14 protein-coding genes are annotated in these 16,728 nt (G+C 53.1%); 1 reads left to right on the top strand and 13 read right to left on the bottom strand.

The features are described 5' to 3' along the window. Positions 1-9: 9 nt before the first annotated feature. From ACTU3N_RS17900 to cysJ, 6 genes are all read right to left on the bottom strand, one after another. The gene (locus tag ACTU3N_RS17900) at positions 10-1,077 is read right to left on the bottom strand and encodes an ABC transporter ATP-binding protein (RefSeq protein WP_443087478.1); all 1,068 of its coding nucleotides are present in this window, start codon (positions 1,075-1,077) and stop codon (positions 10-12) included. After that, on the bottom strand, positions 1,074-2,087 hold the full coding sequence (locus ACTU3N_RS17905) for an ABC transporter ATP-binding protein (protein ID WP_443087479.1): 1,014 nt from the start codon (positions 2,085-2,087) through the stop codon (positions 1,074-1,076). Before ACTU3N_RS17905 ends, ACTU3N_RS17900 begins: the two co-directional genes overlap by 4 nt. Beyond that, the gene (locus ACTU3N_RS17910) at positions 2,068-2,799 is read right to left on the bottom strand and encodes a FadR/GntR family transcriptional regulator (protein ID WP_443087480.1); all 732 of its coding nucleotides are present in this window, start codon (positions 2,797-2,799) and stop codon (positions 2,068-2,070) included. Before ACTU3N_RS17910 ends, ACTU3N_RS17905 begins: the two co-directional genes overlap by 20 nt. Before the next feature lie 567 nt (positions 2,800-3,366). Further along, positions 3,367-4,101: a phosphoadenosine phosphosulfate reductase gene (gene cysH / locus ACTU3N_RS17915; protein ID WP_443087481.1), complete on the bottom strand. Its 735-nt coding sequence runs from the start codon at positions 4,099-4,101 to the stop codon at positions 3,367-3,369. A 53-nt stretch (positions 4,102-4,154) separates the two neighbouring features. After that, complete coding sequence (cysI, locus tag ACTU3N_RS17920; protein ID WP_443087482.1) at positions 4,155-5,867, bottom strand: assimilatory sulfite reductase (NADPH) hemoprotein subunit; 1,713 nt, start codon at positions 5,865-5,867, stop codon at positions 4,155-4,157. Beyond that, positions 5,867-7,660: an NADPH-dependent assimilatory sulfite reductase flavoprotein subunit gene (gene cysJ, locus ACTU3N_RS17925; RefSeq protein WP_443087483.1), complete on the bottom strand. Its 1,794-nt coding sequence runs from the start codon at positions 7,658-7,660 to the stop codon at positions 5,867-5,869. The genes cysI and cysJ overlap by 1 nt, the downstream gene beginning before the upstream one ends. A 347-nt stretch (positions 7,661-8,007) precedes the next feature. Here cysJ and queD point away from each other — a divergent pair, with 347 nt between their 5' ends. Further along, positions 8,008-8,370, top strand: a complete 363-nt coding sequence (gene queD / locus ACTU3N_RS17930; protein ID WP_443087484.1) for a 6-carboxytetrahydropterin synthase QueD — start codon at positions 8,008-8,010, stop codon at positions 8,368-8,370. 28 nt (positions 8,371-8,398) lie between these two features. On the opposite strand, the gene ACTU3N_RS17935 is transcribed toward queD, so the two are convergent. The 7 genes from ACTU3N_RS17935 to mazG all read right to left on the bottom strand — a co-directional run bounded on the left by ACTU3N_RS17935 (position 8,399) and on the right by mazG (position 16,704). Continuing rightward, on the bottom strand, positions 8,399-9,184 hold the full coding sequence (locus tag ACTU3N_RS17935) for an SDR family NAD(P)-dependent oxidoreductase (RefSeq protein ID WP_443087485.1): 786 nt from the start codon (positions 9,182-9,184) through the stop codon (positions 8,399-8,401). Positions 9,185-9,436: 252 nt separating this feature from the next. Then, positions 9,437-10,552, bottom strand: a complete 1,116-nt coding sequence (locus tag ACTU3N_RS17940; RefSeq protein WP_443087486.1) for a hypothetical protein — start codon at positions 10,550-10,552, stop codon at positions 9,437-9,439. A 190-nt stretch (positions 10,553-10,742) separates the two neighbouring features. Further along, positions 10,743-11,414, bottom strand: coding sequence for a 7-carboxy-7-deazaguanine synthase QueE (gene queE, locus ACTU3N_RS17945; protein WP_443087487.1), 672 nt, complete (start codon positions 11,412-11,414; stop codon positions 10,743-10,745). A 219-nt stretch (positions 11,415-11,633) separates the two neighbouring features. Then, entirely contained in the window at positions 11,634-12,314 is a 681-nt protein-coding gene (locus tag ACTU3N_RS17950; RefSeq protein ID WP_443087488.1) for an N-acetylmannosamine-6-phosphate 2-epimerase, read from the bottom strand. 123 nt (positions 12,315-12,437) lie between these two features. Continuing rightward, on the bottom strand, positions 12,438-13,736 hold the full coding sequence (eno, locus tag ACTU3N_RS17955) for a phosphopyruvate hydratase (protein WP_443087489.1): 1,299 nt from the start codon (positions 13,734-13,736) through the stop codon (positions 12,438-12,440). Positions 13,737-13,922: 186 nt separating this feature from the next. Beyond that, complete coding sequence (gene pyrG, locus ACTU3N_RS17960) at positions 13,923-15,560, bottom strand: glutamine hydrolyzing CTP synthase (protein ID WP_443087490.1); 1,638 nt, start codon at positions 15,558-15,560, stop codon at positions 13,923-13,925. A gap of 352 nt (positions 15,561-15,912) precedes the next feature. After that, complete coding sequence (mazG, locus tag ACTU3N_RS17965) at positions 15,913-16,704, bottom strand: nucleoside triphosphate pyrophosphohydrolase (protein WP_443087491.1); 792 nt, start codon at positions 16,702-16,704, stop codon at positions 15,913-15,915. Between the last annotated feature and the right edge of the window lie 24 nt (positions 16,705-16,728).

A 16,728-nucleotide genomic window follows, 5' to 3' on the forward strand; every position in this document is an offset into this window, starting at 1 on the left:
CTTATTCCTTTAAAGAGATGTTTGAGAGGCCGCGTGTTCGAACAGCGCGCGTCGGCGCAAAAACGCGGCAGATGGTGGAGCTATCTGGATAATGCTGCGATCGCGGTTGATCTCCTGCCAGCGATGACACGAGACCTGACGACCGCCTTCGAGCACCTGGGTAATGGGCTCGCACAGCCGACACTCTTCGGTGACGTAAGGACAACGGGTATGGAAACGGCAGCCCTGCGGCGGGCTTGCCGGATTGGGTAAATCGCCCTGCAACAGCGGCGTTTGCCGGTTAATGCCTGGCTGAGCCTGCGGCGCAGAGGCGATCAGCGCCTGCGTATAGGGGTGTAGCGGCGCATCAAAGATTTCATCAACGGTAGCCATTTCAACGATTTGACCCAGATACATCACCGCCACGCGGTCGCTCATATGGCGAATAACCGCCAGACCATGCGCCACCACCACCATCGTCAGGCCAAACTGATGTTTAAGATTTTCCAGCAGGTTCACCACCTGCGCCTGCACCGACACGTCCAGCGCCGAAACCGGTTCATCGCCGAGCAGCAGCTTTGGCCCACACGCCAGCGCGCGGGCGATGCCAATACGCTGGCGCTGGCCGCCTGAGAATTCATGCGGATAGCGCCGCGCCCACGCCGCAGGCAGGCCGACGGTGGCGAGCAGCTCCGCCACACGCCCCTGGCGCTCCGCTTTGCTCATCTGCTGGTGCAGCCACAAGGGTTCACCGACGATTTGCTCCACCGTCATGCGCGGGTTGAGCGAGGCAAAGGGGTCCTGAAAAATGATTTGCAGCTCGCGCCTGAGCTGGTTAAGCCGCGATCCGCGGGCGTCGGTTATCTCTTCGCCCTGGTAAAAAACGCGCCCTTCGGTGGCAGAAAGCAGGCGCAGCAACAGACGTCCAAGGGTCGATTTACCGGAGCCGGACTCGCCAACAATGGCCAGCGTCTCGCCGGGAAAGACGCTGAGTGAGACACGATCGACCGCAGTTACGTAACGTTTAGGCGCAAAAAGCCGCGTCGGCCCGGAAAAGCGTTTGCTTAAATCGCGGGCCTCCAGAATGGGTTTTGTCATGCAGTTTCTCCCAGCGCAATGTGCTGTTCCAGCGGGGCGCGGAAACAGGCAACGTGGTGGTCGCGCCCTTGTGGTAACAACGCAGGTTTTTCCTGATGGCAGCGCGTTTGCGCAAAGGGGCAACGGGTGGCGAAGCGGCAGCCTGACGGCATCGCTTCTGGCAGCGGTACGGCGCCCGGAATGGTGGCGAGCTGGCCTTTACGCGCGCCAAGCGAAGGGATAGATCCCATCAGCCCGATGGTATAAGGGTGTTGCGGGTCGGCAAAAATCGCCTCAACGCTCCCCTGCTCAACCACCTGGCCTGCGTACATCACCGCCACCTGCTGGGCCACTTCTGCCACCACGCCAAGATCGTGGGTTATCATCAGCACCGCCGTGCCGGTTTCGGCTTTTAGCGTATTGAGCAGGGCGAGGATTTGCGCCTGGATGGTCACATCCAGCGCGGTGGTCGGTTCGTCGGCAATCAGCAGACGAGGCTGGTTAATCAGAGCCATCGCAATCATCACCCGCTGGCGCATACCGCCGGATAACTGATGCGGCCAGGCTTTCAGGCGCATTTCCGGCGCGGGGATTTGCACCTTTTCAAGGATGCGTAGCGCCGCTTCCATCGCTTTCTCACGCGAGAGTTGCTGGTGGCGCATTACCGCCTCGCTCAGCTGATCGCCCAGGGTAAATGCCGGGTTCAGCGAGGTCATTGGCTCCTGAAAAATCATCGCCAGCTCGTTGCCGCGCAGATCGGCATATTCACGCGGTGAAAGATTACGCAGGTTGTGATGGCGAAAATGCATTTCGCCGCCGAGGATTTGCGCGCTGGCGGGTAAAAGCCCCATCAGCGCCAGCGAAGTAATGCTTTTACCGCAGCCAGACTCCCCCACCAGCGCCAGCGTTTCGCCACGCTTTACGGTAAGAGAAATACTGTCCAGCACACTGACTGGCGAACCGGCAAACTGCACGTTCAGGTTTTGCAGACGCAAAACAGGCGCGGCGTCTTTAAAAGGGACTGTCGTCATACCTTTCGTCCTCAAGATGAATGGCCTGAATCAGGGCGTGTTGCAGGTCGAGCAGATGTTCCCGCATCGCCGCTGCCGCGATTTGCGGCTGGCGCTGCTGTATTGCGTACATAATCCTGTGGTGGTGATCGTTGTAGCGATCCACGCGTGCAGGGGTGCGAGCAAGTTCGCGGATATGGTGCCAGCCGGGTTCCCGGCGTACGGCATCAACGGCATCAAAGAGGCCGAGCATCAAGCGGTTTCCTGCCGCTTCAGCGATAGCCCGGTGAAAAGCGCTGTCCCAGAGCTCATTCAGATCCGGATCGTCCGCTTTGACGTTATCAATGCGTTCAAGCATGCGTTGCATTAGTGCCAGGTTCTCGGGGCTTGCGCGTAATGCCGCCAGCCGGGCGAGTCCCGGTTCGATTTGCAAGCGGGCTTCCATCACCTCCAGTAAGTTTGTTTGTTGCACAAGTCCTTGCAGGGTAAGCGACGCAACTGGCGCAGCAGGGCCGATAAAAGTGCCTTTGCCCTGCTTGCGCCAGATGCGCCCCTCTTCTTCCAGAACATCCAGTGCACGACGAATTTCTCGCCGCCCAACGCCTAACGTTTCCGCCAGTTCACGTTCCGTGGGCAGGGGAGTCCCTGGTGTTGACTCGTGTTGTTGTATGAGCCCACGTAATTGTTCAAGCGCTGTACTGGAATTAGCCAGATACCGTGATGGTTTTTCCATATTGGTTCATCCGCATTCGTGTTACTTTTTCATGTAATAACAGACGGTTGTATTTTTCGATATCTGAGTCCTGCCGATTAACAATAGCAACTTGTGAACCAATTAATCATTGGTTCGTCATATTTTTGGAAATTTTTAGCAACCTTTTGATTTAATAGATTTTATTTTTAGATGAAAATTCTGAAAATTAAGCACGTCTGTTATTCAGGTCGTGAAACGCACTTTCGCCGTGCAAATAGCGCACTCAATATGAGCAAACAAACAATATAAGTGCAGCGCAGAAAGAAATAGTGGGTGAATACGCAGAATTAATTAAACTCTCTGGTAATTGAAATAATAGAAGCATAAAAATAATGCTTACTATTATTCTCCAGAATACATACGCCCTATTACCGCCGGGCAATGGCGGAAAATAATAACCCTACGGAATGGCTATGTATTTATAACGGCAAAATCAGCCCTGAAAAGATTCATTAAGCATGGTGAAAGTGCGGAAAAGAGAGGCTGGTATGTAAAACCTGGCGGGAGACAATGCTCAGCCTGCGCATACGCAGGCTGAATGGATATTTAACCTTCGTGCAGACCGCACTCGCGTTTTAAGCCAAAGAAGCGCGTCTCTTCTTCGGCCATGCCCGGCTCCCATTTGCGGGTGGTATGGGTATCCCCTACGGAAAGATAGCCCTGATCCCAGAGAGGATGATATTTCAGGCCGTGTTTTTGCAGGTACTGATAGACGGTGCGGTTATCCCAGTCGATGATCGGCAGCACCTTGAATACCCCGCGCTGAATCGCCAGCACCGGCAGGTTTGCACGGCTGCCGGACTGCTCACGCCGCAGCCCGGCAAACCAGGTTTGCGCGTTCAGCTCGGCAAGCGCGCGGTTCATCGGCTCGACTTTGTTGATCTCGTTGTACTTCTCAATCCCTTCAACGCCCTGCTCCCACAGCTTCCCGTAACGCGCTTCCTGCCATGCCGGGCTTTGCTCTGCGCGATAGACTTGCAGGTTCAGGTTCAGCTTGTCCGTAAGCTCATCAATAAACTGGTAGGTTTCTGCAAACAGATAGCCGGTATCGGTCAGGATAACCGGAATGCCTGGCTGCACCTGATTCACCAGATGCAGGCTCACTGCCGCCTGGATACCAAAGCTTGAGGAGAGTACATATTCACCAGGCAAATTTTCCAGCGCCCAGGCAACACGCTCTTCAGCGCTGAGCTTTTCCAGCTGTGCATTGGTTTCAGCCAGCTGCAACACGCGCTCCACTTTGGGTAGTTCGTTAAGCACTTGCAGATTGAGTTCGGACATAGTGACCTCTTTTGTTGCCTCATCCCCTGCCGCAGAACGGCAGGAGAGGAGCGTTACTCCCAGAAATCCCTCGCGGGATCGAGCACCGGGCGAATAATACCGGTACGGATAGTGAAATCGCCGAAGCCTTCACCCTCTGCACGCTCATTCGCCCAGCGGGCAATCAGCTCATCTAAAACGGTGAGGATCTCCGCCTCGGTAATATTCTCCCGGTACATGCGTGGAATGCGCGTACCGATACGATTACCGCCAATATGCAGGTTATAGCGCCCTGGCGCTTTACCCACCAGGCCCACTTCCGCCAGCATCGCACGGCCACAGCCGTTCGGGCAGCCAGTGACACGCAGCACGATGTGCTCGTCAGCCAGCCCGTGTTTTGCCATCAGCGCGTCCACGTTATCGATAAACGATGGCAGGAAACGCTCGGCTTCCGCCATCGCCAGCGGACAGGTCGGAAACGAAACGCAGGCCATTGAGTTTTCGCGCTGGGGCGTCACAGCATCCATTAACCCGTGGCTGCGCGCCAGTTTCTCAATTTTCCCTTTCTGGCTTTCCGGCACGCCCGCGATGATCAGGTTCTGGTTAGCGGTGATGCGAAACTCGCCTTTATGGATCTTAGCAATTTCCAGCAGACCGGTTTTCAGTGGGCGCTCCGGGTAGTCCAGGATGCGACCGTTTTCGATAAACAGCGTCAGGTGCCATTTATTATCGATACCTTTCACCCAGCCAATGCGATCGCCGCGACCGGTAAACTCGTACGGGCGAACAGGCGCAAATTTGATCCCCGCGCGGCGCTCCACTTCCGCTTTGAAAGTATCCACGCCAACACGCTCCAGCGTGTATTTGGTTTTGGCGTTTTTACGATCGGTACGGTTGCCCCAGTCGCGCTGCGTGGTGACCACGGCTTCGGCGACCGCCAGCGTGTGCTCAAGCGGCAGATACCCAAACTCGCTTGCCGTGCGCGCGTAGGTTTTCTTATTACCGTGCTCAAGGGAAAGGCCACCGCCTACCAGCAGGTTAAAACCGACCAGCTTGCCATTTTCCGCAATCGCCACGAAGTTCATGTCGTTCGCGTGCAGGTCGATATCGTTCTGCGGAGGGATAACAACCGTGGTTTTAAATTTACGCGGTAAATACGTCTGGCCGAGGATCGGCTCCTCATCGGTGGTGGCAACTTTTTCCTGATCGAGCCAGATTTCTGCATAGGCACGGGTACGCGGCAGCAGATGTTCGGAGATCTTTTTCGCCCACTCATAAGCCTGTGCATGCAGCTGCGACTCATACGGATTAGCGGTGCACAGCACGTTACGGTTCATGTCGTTGGCGGTCGCCAGCGCGTCCAGCCCAACGGAATGCAGCATCTGGTGCGCCGGTTTGACGTTTTTCTTCAAAATACCGTGGAACTGAAACGTCTGGCGGTTGGTCAGGCGAATGCTGCCATACAGCGTATTATCGTGGGCGAATTTATCAATCGCCTGCCACTGTTTAGTGGTGATCACGCCGCCAGGCAAGCGGCAGCGCAGCATCATGGCATGGCGCGGTTCGAGTTTTTGCTCGGCGCGCTCGGCGCGAATATCGCGATCGTCTTGCTGATACATGCCGTGAAAGCGGATCAGCAGAAAGTTGTCACCGTTGAAGCCGCCGGTCAGCCCATCATTTAAATCTTCAGCAATGGTGCCGCGCAGATAGTTACTTTCGAGCTTCATGCGTTCGGCATCGGCCAGTTTACCTTCGACCACCAGTGGGCCTGGATGTTTTTCACTCATTAGTAGACATCTCGCTGATAACGGCGCTCAATGCGCAGCTCACTTAAAAATTCATCTGCCGCTTCGGTGTCCATGCCACCAAATTCGGCAATCACGTCCAGTAAAGCCTGCTCGACGTCTTTCGCCATGCGATTGGCATCGCCGCAGACATAAATGTGCGCGCCGTCATTAATCCAGCGCCACAGTTCCGCGCCCTGTTGGCGCAGTTTGTCTTGTACGTAAATTTTTTCTTGTTGATCTCTGGACCACGCCAGATCGATACGGTTCAGTACACCCTCTTTGACATAACGCTGCCACTCCACCTGGTAGAGAAAATCCTCGGTAAAGTGCGGGTTGCCAAAGAACAGCCAGTTTTTGCCCGGCGCCTCATCGGCGGCGCGCTGTTGCATAAAGGCGCGAAATGGCGCGATGCCGGTGCCCGGCCCAATCATAATGACCGATGTTTGCGGATTTACCGGCAGGCGGAAGTTATCGTTATGTTCAATAAACACCCGCACTTCGCCGTCTTCTTCCACACGATCGGCAAGGAAGCTGGACGCACCGCCTGCACGCGCGCGGCCTTCTATCTCGTAGCGCACCACGCCAACGGTGATGTGCACTTCGCTCTCCACTTCCGCTTGTGCAGAGGCAATGGAGTAGAGGCGCGGTGTGAGCGGGCGCAGTAAATCAACCAACGCCTGCGCATCAAGTTGCGCCGGGGAGAAACGCACCATGTCCACGATTGGCGTGGTCGCGGCATAGTGCTGCAACTGCGCCTTATCGCCCACCAGCAGCAGCAGTGATTCGCTGCGGGTAAGCGTCGCGTAATTTTCCACAATATTGGCGGTGTTCACCGTCAGCTCAAAGTGCCATTCCAGCGCTTGCGAAAGCGACAACTGTTTGCCATCCACCGTCACCGGCTCGTCGCCTTTGAGCCACAGCAGCTCGACTAACTCTTTAACCAGTTCCGGCGCGTTCTGGTACCAGACGCCCAATGCATCCCCTGGCTGATAGCGCAGGCCAGAGTCGCCTAAATCGATTTCGATATGCCGCACATCTTTTTCGGAGTTGCGCCCGGTGATTTTCTGGTTTACCGACAGCGTGGCGCTCAGCGGGGCTTCTTTACTGTACGGGCTGGAGAAGATTTCATTCACCGTGCCGGTTGCGGTCTGCGCTGCCTGCGCCGGAGATTCAGCCGGTACGCGGGATTTCAGCAGTTCCACCACGCGTGCGCGCCACTCGGCGGCGGCGGGCTGGTACTCTACATCCGCATCCACTCTGTCCAGCAGACGCTCTGCGCCCAGCTCGGCCAGTTTGCTGTCGAAATCCTTCCCGACCTGGCAGAAGAATTCATACGAGTTATCGCCGAGGCCAAACACCGCAAAGGCGGTGCCGGTCAATTTCGGCGCTTTTTTGGAGAACAGGAATTTGTGCAGGGCGACGGCTTCTTCCGGCGCGTCACCTTCACCTTGTGTCGACGCCACCACCAGCAGCAGTTTTTCCTGCGCTATCTGCTTGAATTTGTAATCCCCGGCGTTGACCAGGGTAACGTTCAGCTTTGCGGCCAGAAGATCATCACGCAGCGCTTCCGCTACGCGCCTGGCGTTCCCGGTCTGCGAGGCTGAAAGCAGCGTAATCGCCGGTGCTTCCACCGCCGTTGCCTGGGTTGTAGCACCACTGCCTGGCTGCTGATTCAGCACGCCCCAGAAGTAACCGGAAACCCAGGCAAGCTGGGTCGGAGTCAAATCGTTAGTGGCCGCCTGAAGGCGCACCAGTTGCTCCGGATTTAGCGGAAGCAATGCCTGAGTCGTCATTGATCGTTATGTTCCAGTAAAAGCCCTTGCTCACTCGCGCAACGCGTTTCCGGGCAGCGCAAAGTCCATTGGGAAAATTTAAAATAATATGCAGTAAACTAAGGTTAACGGCGGCGATAGTAACAATTAAAGAAAGGTTGGAAATAATAAATAACCAAACGGACTAACCTGTTTTAGTTATAGTTATTAACACTAAAACCGATTAGATAACCATATGAATCAAAAAGAAAAATCACTTATCCTTTTGTTCAGGCGCTATCAAAGGCGCTTTTAGCGGTTTTAATTAATGCTAAAAAAGGTCATATCCGCTACCATGCGGCGGTTTTATGAATGCCTGAGAGTCCATTATGTCTACCACCTTGTTTAAAGATTTCACCTTTGAAGCCGCTCACCATCTGCCGCATGTTCCGCAGGGGCACAAGTGCGGCCGCCTGCATGGCCACTCTTTTATGGTGCGCCTGGAGATAACCGGCGAGGTGGACCCTCATACCGGCTGGATTATGGACTTTGCTGAGCTGAAAGCCGCGTTTAAACCGCTCTATGACAGGCTCGATCACTATTACCTTAATGAGATCCCAGGCCTTGAGAATCCAACCAGCGAAGTGCTGGCAAAATGGATTTGGGATCAGATGAAACCGGTAGTGCCGCTGCTGAGCGCGGTGATGATCAAAGAAACCTGCACGGCAGGCTGTGTTTATCGCGGGGAATAAGCGCCGCGTGTTTGCCGGGTGCGCTACCTTAGCGCACCAGAAAGCCGCCATCCACCACCAGCAGATGCCCGTTGACATAATCTGATGCCCGGCTGGCAAGAAAAATTATCGCGCCCATAACGTCCTGCGTATCTCCCCAGCGGTTCGCAGGAATATGATCCAGCACCCACTTGTTGGTTTTTGCTTTCGCGCGCGTTACGCGGGTGGTCGCTGTTGCATAATATCCCGGTGCAATACCGTTTACCTGAATATTATATTTTGCTAACTCATCACAATAGGCTTTGGTAAAGCCGGCCAGCGCATGCTTTGTTGCGGAATACGCGGGGGACCACTGCCCGCCACGGTAGGATAATACGGAGCAGACATTGATAATTTTGCCGGCCTGGCGCGGGATCATCACCTTTGTTGCTTCATAGCTTAATTCAAAGGCAGCGGTGAGATTCACATTAATCATCGGGTCCCAGTCGCTGCGCGTAAAATCCTGCACTTTATTGGATGTGTAAATACCCGCATTATTCACCAGAATATCAACCGTGCCGAAACGCTCACAGCAGCCAGTAATAACCTGCAGCGGCGCGCCAGGACGGGTAATATCTGTATGCACCAGTTCGACATCAACACCCTGCTGTTCGATAAGCGCGCGGGTTTCACCTTCGTCCTGAGAAACGCTCGGAATATAAATATTGGCTCCGGCTTTTGCCAGCGCCATCGAAAATGCCTGGCCCAGACCGGTATTGCCCCCGGTGACGATAGCAGTTTTCCCTGTTAATGAGAAAAAATCCATTGAAAATGCAGTCATTGAACTTATTGTCATAATTTGCTTAAAATCCTTTTTAGCAAAAAATATTAACCTTTTTCGCCCCGATCATAGGCTTATCATCGGGTAAAATCAGCCTGTATAATTAAGGCCACTTTAAGAACACGCGCTTTAAAAACCCACCATAAAAAGATAATTAAGATAATTCACGGCCTGCGATTGCGAACATTAACGGGCCGAAAAAAGGATAGTTACCAGGGCGGTGACACGCTGCTTACCCGACGCAGCATCAACTCTTTACGCCAAAGCTCAATGCGTCAGCGGCATATTTTTCACAAGCCAGATCATAGCGCCGCCTTTAAAATTAATATCCGCATCAAGGACAGCGCTGGCAAATGGTGTGCCATTTTTAATACGCGGCGCGATAATTTGTTTCGCCACCTGCTTCTCCAGCGCATTATGATCCTCAACAGAAAGATTAAGTGAGTGGGCTATTTTCGTGCAGCTTTCTCCCGCCCGAACGCGCTGTACTTCAGCTGCGTATTGATTGGGATCTACCTTTTCATTGTCCCCGGAAGCCCCGCCGCCAAGCAGTTCTTCAATTAGCTGTGCGGTAATTACCGTAAAATAAGGGTCGTTTTTTAACCTGGCGATATCGCTGTTGGTGTAAGCGCGGTCGGTAAGTGCCCGTGCTGATATCATTTCCAGCAGATCCGTGTATTTCGCGGTGAGCTGGTATTTATCCGCAACCTCATGGTACGGTTTACCCTGCATGACTTCTTGTGCTGCATATTGCGTTGTCGCAAATCGCATCAACTGATAGACTTCGTCAGATTTCAGACCAGCCTTACAGGCATAAACCTTCCACGGGAACCCTAACTGGATGCGCCGCTCCGCTTCCCGCCTGGCTGCTAATTTATTACAGGGTTCACCAGGCGTATTCTCCGCAACCTGACCGTTATTAAAATCATTATTTTGCGGCCTCAGTTTTATATTGTTTTTAGCGGTCATCAATTTTTTGAGTACGACTGTAGTGCCGGAATCATTTTCGGATAACTTTCTTTTATATATCTGATGTTCAACCGGCGCTGCCCATGCATCATTTTCCTCGTTTTTACCCCAAAGAGCCTGCCTGATAAAATCTAGTATCATCTCTTTTTTTAATGCTGTGTGATTTTTATTCCCCCCAAAAATTCGCGCCAATAATTTAACAACGGTTATGTCTTCAGACCCAATTCCTGCCTTCGCTAACGCATCAACACTTTTTTTACTGAAGGTAATATTTTCAGCTGAAGATCGGGTGCCCTCTATATGACTTAAAAAATTCGCATGGTTACGTTGATAAAAACATGATGAAGAAGAAACACTGCTTTGAGAAAGGTCTTGTCTGGATATTCTATTTTTTTCTGATGTATGTTCAATCATATTTATATCCCTTTGGTATAGTATTTTAATAAATAGCCTCGCGTTGACGTAAAACACAAGGCAATCAATTCAAGTTTATTTAACCAGCAACGTGAATACTTGCAAAAAAAGCCCCAGGGAATAAACAGACGTAAATTCAGACAATATAAAACCAGAGAAGCAAAAAAACCTGCACACGGCAGGTTTTATATCAGGCAATATTGAGGTACTTATGTGTTTGCATCGACAAACGCCAGTTGCGAGCAATGCAGGTTTCAATACACAGCCGCGTGGCATCCTCTTTCTGGCTAATGGGTTGCAGGGCAATCACCCGGTGCTTATCATCCGCAAGCTTGCCCAGCAGCTCATCCAGCGCTTCAACGTCACGCATACGCCCGACAGGGTGTTTGATTTCATCGGCGCGCTCCAGCGCCGATTGCAGCACATCATAACCGCCGCGCATATTTACTTTCGGCGACACCGTGACCCAGGTGGTGTGCGACGCGCGAACTTCATGCGTACCGCTGGTTTCTATCTGGCAGCTAAAGCCATTTTTTTCCAGCAGCGCCGTTAATTCAATCAGGTCATGAATACATGGCTCGCCACCCGTGATCACCACGTGGCGCGCCGTCCAGCCCTGCCGTTGAATAATGGCCAGCAAATCTTCGCTGCTCGCCGCGCCCCATTTATCGCTCTCTTTCGTCTTCGCGAGGATGCTATAAAGCGACACCTCCCGATCCGCAAGCTTATCCCAGGTATGTTTGGTGTCGCACCAGGCGCACCCAACCGGGCATCCCTGTAAACGAATAAAAATGGCGGGAACGCCGGTAAAATAACCCTCGCCTTGCAGGGTCTGGAACATCTCGTTAATCGGGTACTGCATAATCAGCTCTGTTATGGGGTAAACAGTAATTATTGCAGATAAGCCAGCGGGGATCATGCGCCATTTGCGCTGCGCAACTTTGGGGCAGGGTTCTGCCTGAATATGCGGGGCTACCGTGCTGAAAACACTGACGACTGCAACTGGCCAGCGGCGCACGATACGTGTAACGGGCTCATACATTGGCGGCGATGATAGTTTCCCCGCCAATATGTGGTTACTTTACGCACTAAGCGCATCAACAAAACGCCGGGTGATTTGTTGCGGGCGGGTAATCGCCCCGCCGACAACCACCGCGTGCGCTCCCAGAGCCAGGCAGCGCGCAGCCGTTTGCGGCGTATCCACATTCCCTTCGGCGATAACCGGGATGCGCACCGCAGCCAGCATCTCCTGCAAATAGCGACAATCATTCTCCGGCAAGCTGTGGCCTTTCGTCTGCGGCGTGTAACCGTATAACGTGGTGCCAACGCAATCAAAGCCGAGTTTTTCCGCGTGGCGCGCCTGCTCAATGCTTGCGGTGTCCGCCATCAATAACAGTTGCGGATAGCGACGGCGGATTTGTGCCACCAGATGCGCCAGCGTTTCACCGTCTGGCCGCGCGCGGTCAGTGGCATCCAGCGCAATCATCTCCGGTTCTGCGCGCATTAATTCATCCACCTCTTTCAGCGTTGGCGTAATAAATACTTCGCTGCCTGCGTAATGGCGCTTAATGATCCCCAGCACCGGCAGCGCCACCTCCTGCTTGATGGCCGTGATATCCACCACGCTATTGGCACGAATGCCCGCCGCGCCGCCCTGCATCGCGGCAAGCGCCATTTTTGCCATAATTTGCGGGCTGTGCAGCGGCTCATCTTCCAGCGCCTGGCAGGAAACCACCAGCTTTCCTTTGATTTGCTCTAACATTTTTCCTCCTCACCGGATAGGGCTATTGAGTTTATATAACATAGCTGCGCAGGGGCTTGCGTGTGAGGAGAAGCAAAAAAAATGCCAGTCATCAGACTGGCATTTTCTGCAAAAGCGTCGGCGTTATGCCTGGCCTTTGATCTCTTTACGACCGTTGTACGGTGCTTTTTCGCCCAGCGCTTCTTCGATACGAATCAGCTGGTTGTATTTAGCAACGCGATCGGAGCGGCTCATAGAACCCGTTTTGATCTGGCCTGCTGCAGTACCTACCGCGAGATCCGCGATGGTAGCATCTTCAGTTTCGCCAGAACGGTGAGAGATAACGGCGGTGTAGCCAGCATCTTTCGCCATCTTGATTGCAGCCAGGGTTTCGGTCAGAGAACCGATCTGGTTGAATTTGATCAGGATGGAGTTAGCGATACCTTTTTCGATACCTTCTTTCAGGATTTTGGTGTTGGTTACGAACAGGTCGTCACCCACCAGCTGGATTTTATCGCCCAGCACTTTCGTCTGGTATGCAAAGCCATCCCAGTCGGATTCATCCAGACCATCTTCGATGGAAACGATCGGATACTGTTTGGTCAGATCTTCCAGGAAGTGGGTGAACTCTTCAGAGGTGAACGCTTTGTTGCCTTCGCCAGCCAGAACGTATTTGCCATCTTTGTAGAACTCAGAGGCTGCGCAGTCCATCGCCAGGGTGATGTCTTCGCCCAGTTTGTAGCCAGCCGCTTTAACCGCTTCTGCGATGACTGCCAGTGCTTCGGCGTTAGAACCCAGGTTCGGCGCGTAGCCACCTTCGTCACCCACAGCAGTGTTCATGCCTTTGGCTTTCAGTACTTTCGCCAGATGATGGAAGACTTCAGAACCCATACGGATAGCTTCTTTCACGCTGGAAGCGCCAACCGGCTGGATCATAAATTCCTGAATGTCGACGTTGTTGTCAGCGTGCTCGCCACCGTTGATGATGTTCATCATCGGAACCGGCATAGAGTATTTGCCCGGGGTGCCGTTCAGTTCAGCGATGTGTTCATACAGCGGCTGACCTTTAGAAGCAGCAGCAGCTTTAGCAACCGCCAGAGAAACCGCCAGGATCGCGTTAGCGCCGAATTTAGATTTGTTTTCGGTGCCATCCAGATCGATCATAATTTTATCGATGCCAGCCTGATCTTTGGCGTCTTTGCCAATGATAGCCTGAGCGATCGGGCCATTAACCGCGCCAACAGCTTTGGTTACGCCTTTACCCAGGAAACGGGATTTGTCGCCATCGCGCAGTTCCAGCGCTTCGCGGGAACCCGTGGAGGCACCTGACGGCGCAGCGGCCAGACCTACGAAACCACCTTCCAGGTGTACTTCGGCTTCAACAGTCGGGTTACCACGAGAGTCGATGATTTCACGACCGATGACTTTAACGATTTTGGACATTAGGTTTTCCTCAGTACAAGTTAACTAAAACTCCAGACACACGATGCCCGCTCTGTTCATACTTCGCCCTGGAACCGCACCAGCCCGCTTGCTTACCCCGGCGCTTACCAGGACTCACTCACGGGCTGCTGTGTTACAGAACGCATAATGCCGGAGCGCTGTAGCAGCGCTGTCGTTGTAACTTTTTTACTTCGCCTGGCGTTTTTGATACTCGCTCGCGGCTTTTACAAAGCCTGCAAACAGCGGATGCCCGTCACGCGGCGTAGAAGTAAACTCCGGATGGAACTGGCAGGCAACAAACCACGGATGATTCGGAACCTCGATGATCTCGACCAACTGATCATCACCGGAACGGCCCGCAACACGCAGACCTGCAGCTTCAATTTGTTTCAACAGCATGTTGTTGACTTCGTAACGATGACGATGGCGCTCAACAATTGTCGGCGTGCCATAGAGCTTGCGAACCAGGCTCTCGTCGTCCAGCTGGCACTGCTGTGCGCCAAGACGCATGGTGCCGCCGAGATCGCTCTTCTCAGAACGCTGCTCGACATTGCCATTTTCGTCGCGCCACTCGGTAATCAGCGCCACCACCGGGTATTTACAGTCTGGCACAAATTCCGTGGAGTTGGCGTCTGCCATTCCGACGACGTTACGAGCAAATTCAATCAACGCAACCTGCATACCCAGGCAAATCCCCAGGTAAGGAATATTATTTTCACGCGCATAGCGTGCGGTGGCGATTTTACCTTCCACACCACGGTAGCCAAAGCCGCCAGGGATAAGGATGGCGTCAAGATTTTTAAGGATCTCAACACCGCGCGTTTCAACATCCTGCGAATCAATCAACTTAATGTTGACGGTTACGCGGTTTTTCAGCCCACCGTGTTTCAGTGCTTCGATAACTGATTTGTATGCGTCCGGCAGTTCAATATACTTGCCGACCATACCAATAGTGACTTCCCCTGCCGGATTCGCTTCTTCGTAAATCACCTGCTCCCATTCGGCCAGGTTTGCTTCCGGGCAGTTCAAGCTGAATCGTTTACAAATATAATCGTCCAGCCCCTGAGATTTCAACAGGCCCGGAATTTTATAAATGGAATCGACATCTTTCAGAGAAATAACGGCTTTTTCCGGAACGTTGCAGAACAAAGCAATTTTTGCCCGTTCGTTAGCAGGAACGGCGCGATCGGAACGGCAAATCAGAACATCCGGCTGGATACCAATCGAAAGCAGCTCTTTTACAGAATGCTGTGTCGGTTTCGTTTTCACTTCACCCGAAGCCGCCATGTACGGCACCAGCGTCAGGTGCATGTAGAGGGTGCGCTCGCGGCCCACTTCTACGGCCATCTGACGGATAGCTTCAAGGAACGGCAGCGATTCGATATCGCCAACGGTACCGCCAATTTCAACCAGCACTACGTCGTGGCCTTCGCCGCCTTCGATGATGCGCTCTTTGATGGCATTCGTGATATGAGGGATAACCTGTACAGTCGCGCCAAGATAGTCGCCGCGGCGCTCTTTACGCAGAACTTCAGAGTAGATACGACCTGTGGTGAAGTTATTACGACGCGTCATTTTCGTGCGAATAAAACGCTCGTAGTGACCCAGGTCCAGGTCGGTTTCAGCGCCATCTTCGGTAACGAACACTTCCCCGTGCTGAATTGGGCTCATTGTGCCTGGATCGACGTTGATATACGGGTCCAGTTTCATGATGGTTACGTTGAGGCCACGGGCTTCAAGAATGGCTGCTAGGGAGGCTGCGGCAATGCCTTTACCCAGAGAGGATACGACCCCGCCGGTCACAAAAATATAGTTCGTTGTCATGCTGAACCTGAGAAGTTAGGTTTAAAAGACGATGGAATAACCAGGACGGGAAAGCAGTATACCCGATCAAGGCTCTTGCCACAAACTTTCATTACGCCCGCTCCTTCCTTCTTCAAGCCGCGTCGGCACAGGCTTCACTCGTATACCCCTCAGGCTGGCAAATGTCGGCTTGCGAGGATTTACTCCGTTGCTGCCTTGTTGCAATCTGAATCACCTGAAGAGGCGCTTCTCAAGGCTTTCTGACAAACATAAGGAGTGTGAAAATAGCCGCTTTCGGGTAAATGTTTTTGACGCAAATCAATCGCTTGTTATTTAAAAAATCACACAAATCGCGCCTGATGCCACAAACTCTTTAAAGATCATGTTCCTGGCGTTTTACCTGCTGCCAGACTTTTTCCATTGTTTCCAGATCTACACAGGTCATTTCCAGCCCACGTTCATGCACAATGCGCTCCACTTCGCGAAAACGACGCTCAAATTTCAGGTTGGCTTTTTGCAGCGCAACTTCTGCTTTCACTCCGAGATGGCGGGAGAGATTCACCGTGGCGAACAACAGATCGCCCACTTCCTCTTCGAGCCGCGCTTCGTCAACGACCGCCTGTTTCGCTTCATCCATCACCTCGTCTATCTCTTCATAGACTTTATCCAGCACCGGGCCGATAGTGGCCCAGTCAAAACCTACCGTTTGGCAACGCTTCTGGATTTTATGCGCGCGCATCAGCGCAGGCAGGCTGTGGGGAATGTCATCCAGCGCAGAGTGCTGCGCTTTTTCCGCCCGTTCCTGGCTTTTGATTTGCTCCCAGCGCTCCAGCACTTCGTGGCTGTTACCCGCCTTAGCATCGCCGAAGATGTGCGGATGGCGGCGCTCCAGCTTGTCGCTAATCGCTGCACAGATATCGTTAAAATCAAAGCGCCCCTCTTCCTGCGCCATTTGCGCATAAAACACCACCTGGAAGAGTAAATCGCCCAGCTCACCGCGCAGATCGTCAAAATCTTCCCGGTTGATGGCGTCCAGCACTTCGTAAGTCTCCTCCAGGGTATATGGCGCAATGGTGGCAAAAGTTTGCTCTTTGTCCCACGGGCAGCCAGTTTGTGGGTCGCGCAGGCGTTGCATAATCCCGAGCAAACGGTCGATTTGAGTCATGTGAATTCCTTGCATTGAGAAATG

Origin of the sequence: Vagococcus sp. WN89Y (assembly GCF_052220145.1) — a bacterium.
Lineage (GTDB): Bacteria > Pseudomonadota > Gammaproteobacteria > Enterobacterales > Enterobacteriaceae > Kosakonia.

What these genes read in the sequence shown, in the direction of transcription:
- queD (WP_443087484.1), top strand. Translation starts at nt 8,008, where the DNA reads ATGTCTACCACCTTGTTTAAAGATTTCACCTTTGAAGCCGCTCACCAT.
- cysJ (WP_443087483.1), bottom strand. Translation starts at nt 7,660, where the DNA reads ATGACGACTCAGGCATTGCTTCCGCTAAATCCGGAGCAACTGGTGCGC.
- ACTU3N_RS17940 (WP_443087486.1), bottom strand. Translation starts at nt 10,552, where the DNA reads ATGATTGAACATACATCAGAAAAAAATAGAATATCCAGACAAGACCTT.
- eno (WP_443087489.1), bottom strand. Translation starts at nt 13,736, where the DNA reads ATGTCCAAAATCGTTAAAGTCATCGGTCGTGAAATCATCGACTCTCGT.
- ACTU3N_RS17910 (WP_443087480.1), bottom strand. Translation starts at nt 2,799, where the DNA reads ATGGAAAAACCATCACGGTATCTGGCTAATTCCAGTACAGCGCTTGAA.
- ACTU3N_RS17950 (WP_443087488.1), bottom strand. Translation starts at nt 12,314, where the DNA reads ATGTTAGAGCAAATCAAAGGAAAGCTGGTGGTTTCCTGCCAGGCGCTG.
- ACTU3N_RS17905 (WP_443087479.1), bottom strand. Translation starts at nt 2,087, where the DNA reads ATGACGACAGTCCCTTTTAAAGACGCCGCGCCTGTTTTGCGTCTGCAA.
- mazG (WP_443087491.1), bottom strand. Translation starts at nt 16,704, where the DNA reads ATGACTCAAATCGACCGTTTGCTCGGGATTATGCAACGCCTGCGCGAC.
- cysI (WP_443087482.1), bottom strand. Translation starts at nt 5,867, where the DNA reads ATGAGTGAAAAACATCCAGGCCCACTGGTGGTCGAAGGTAAACTGGCC.
- cysH (WP_443087481.1), bottom strand. Translation starts at nt 4,101, where the DNA reads ATGTCCGAACTCAATCTGCAAGTGCTTAACGAACTACCCAAAGTGGAG.
- ACTU3N_RS17935 (WP_443087485.1), bottom strand. Translation starts at nt 9,184, where the DNA reads ATGACAATAAGTTCAATGACTGCATTTTCAATGGATTTTTTCTCATTA.
- ACTU3N_RS17900 (WP_443087478.1), bottom strand. Translation starts at nt 1,077, where the DNA reads ATGACAAAACCCATTCTGGAGGCCCGCGATTTAAGCAAACGCTTTTCC.
- queE (WP_443087487.1), bottom strand. Translation starts at nt 11,414, where the DNA reads ATGCAGTACCCGATTAACGAGATGTTCCAGACCCTGCAAGGCGAGGGT.
- pyrG (WP_443087490.1), bottom strand. Translation starts at nt 15,560, where the DNA reads ATGACAACGAACTATATTTTTGTGACCGGCGGGGTCGTATCCTCTCTG.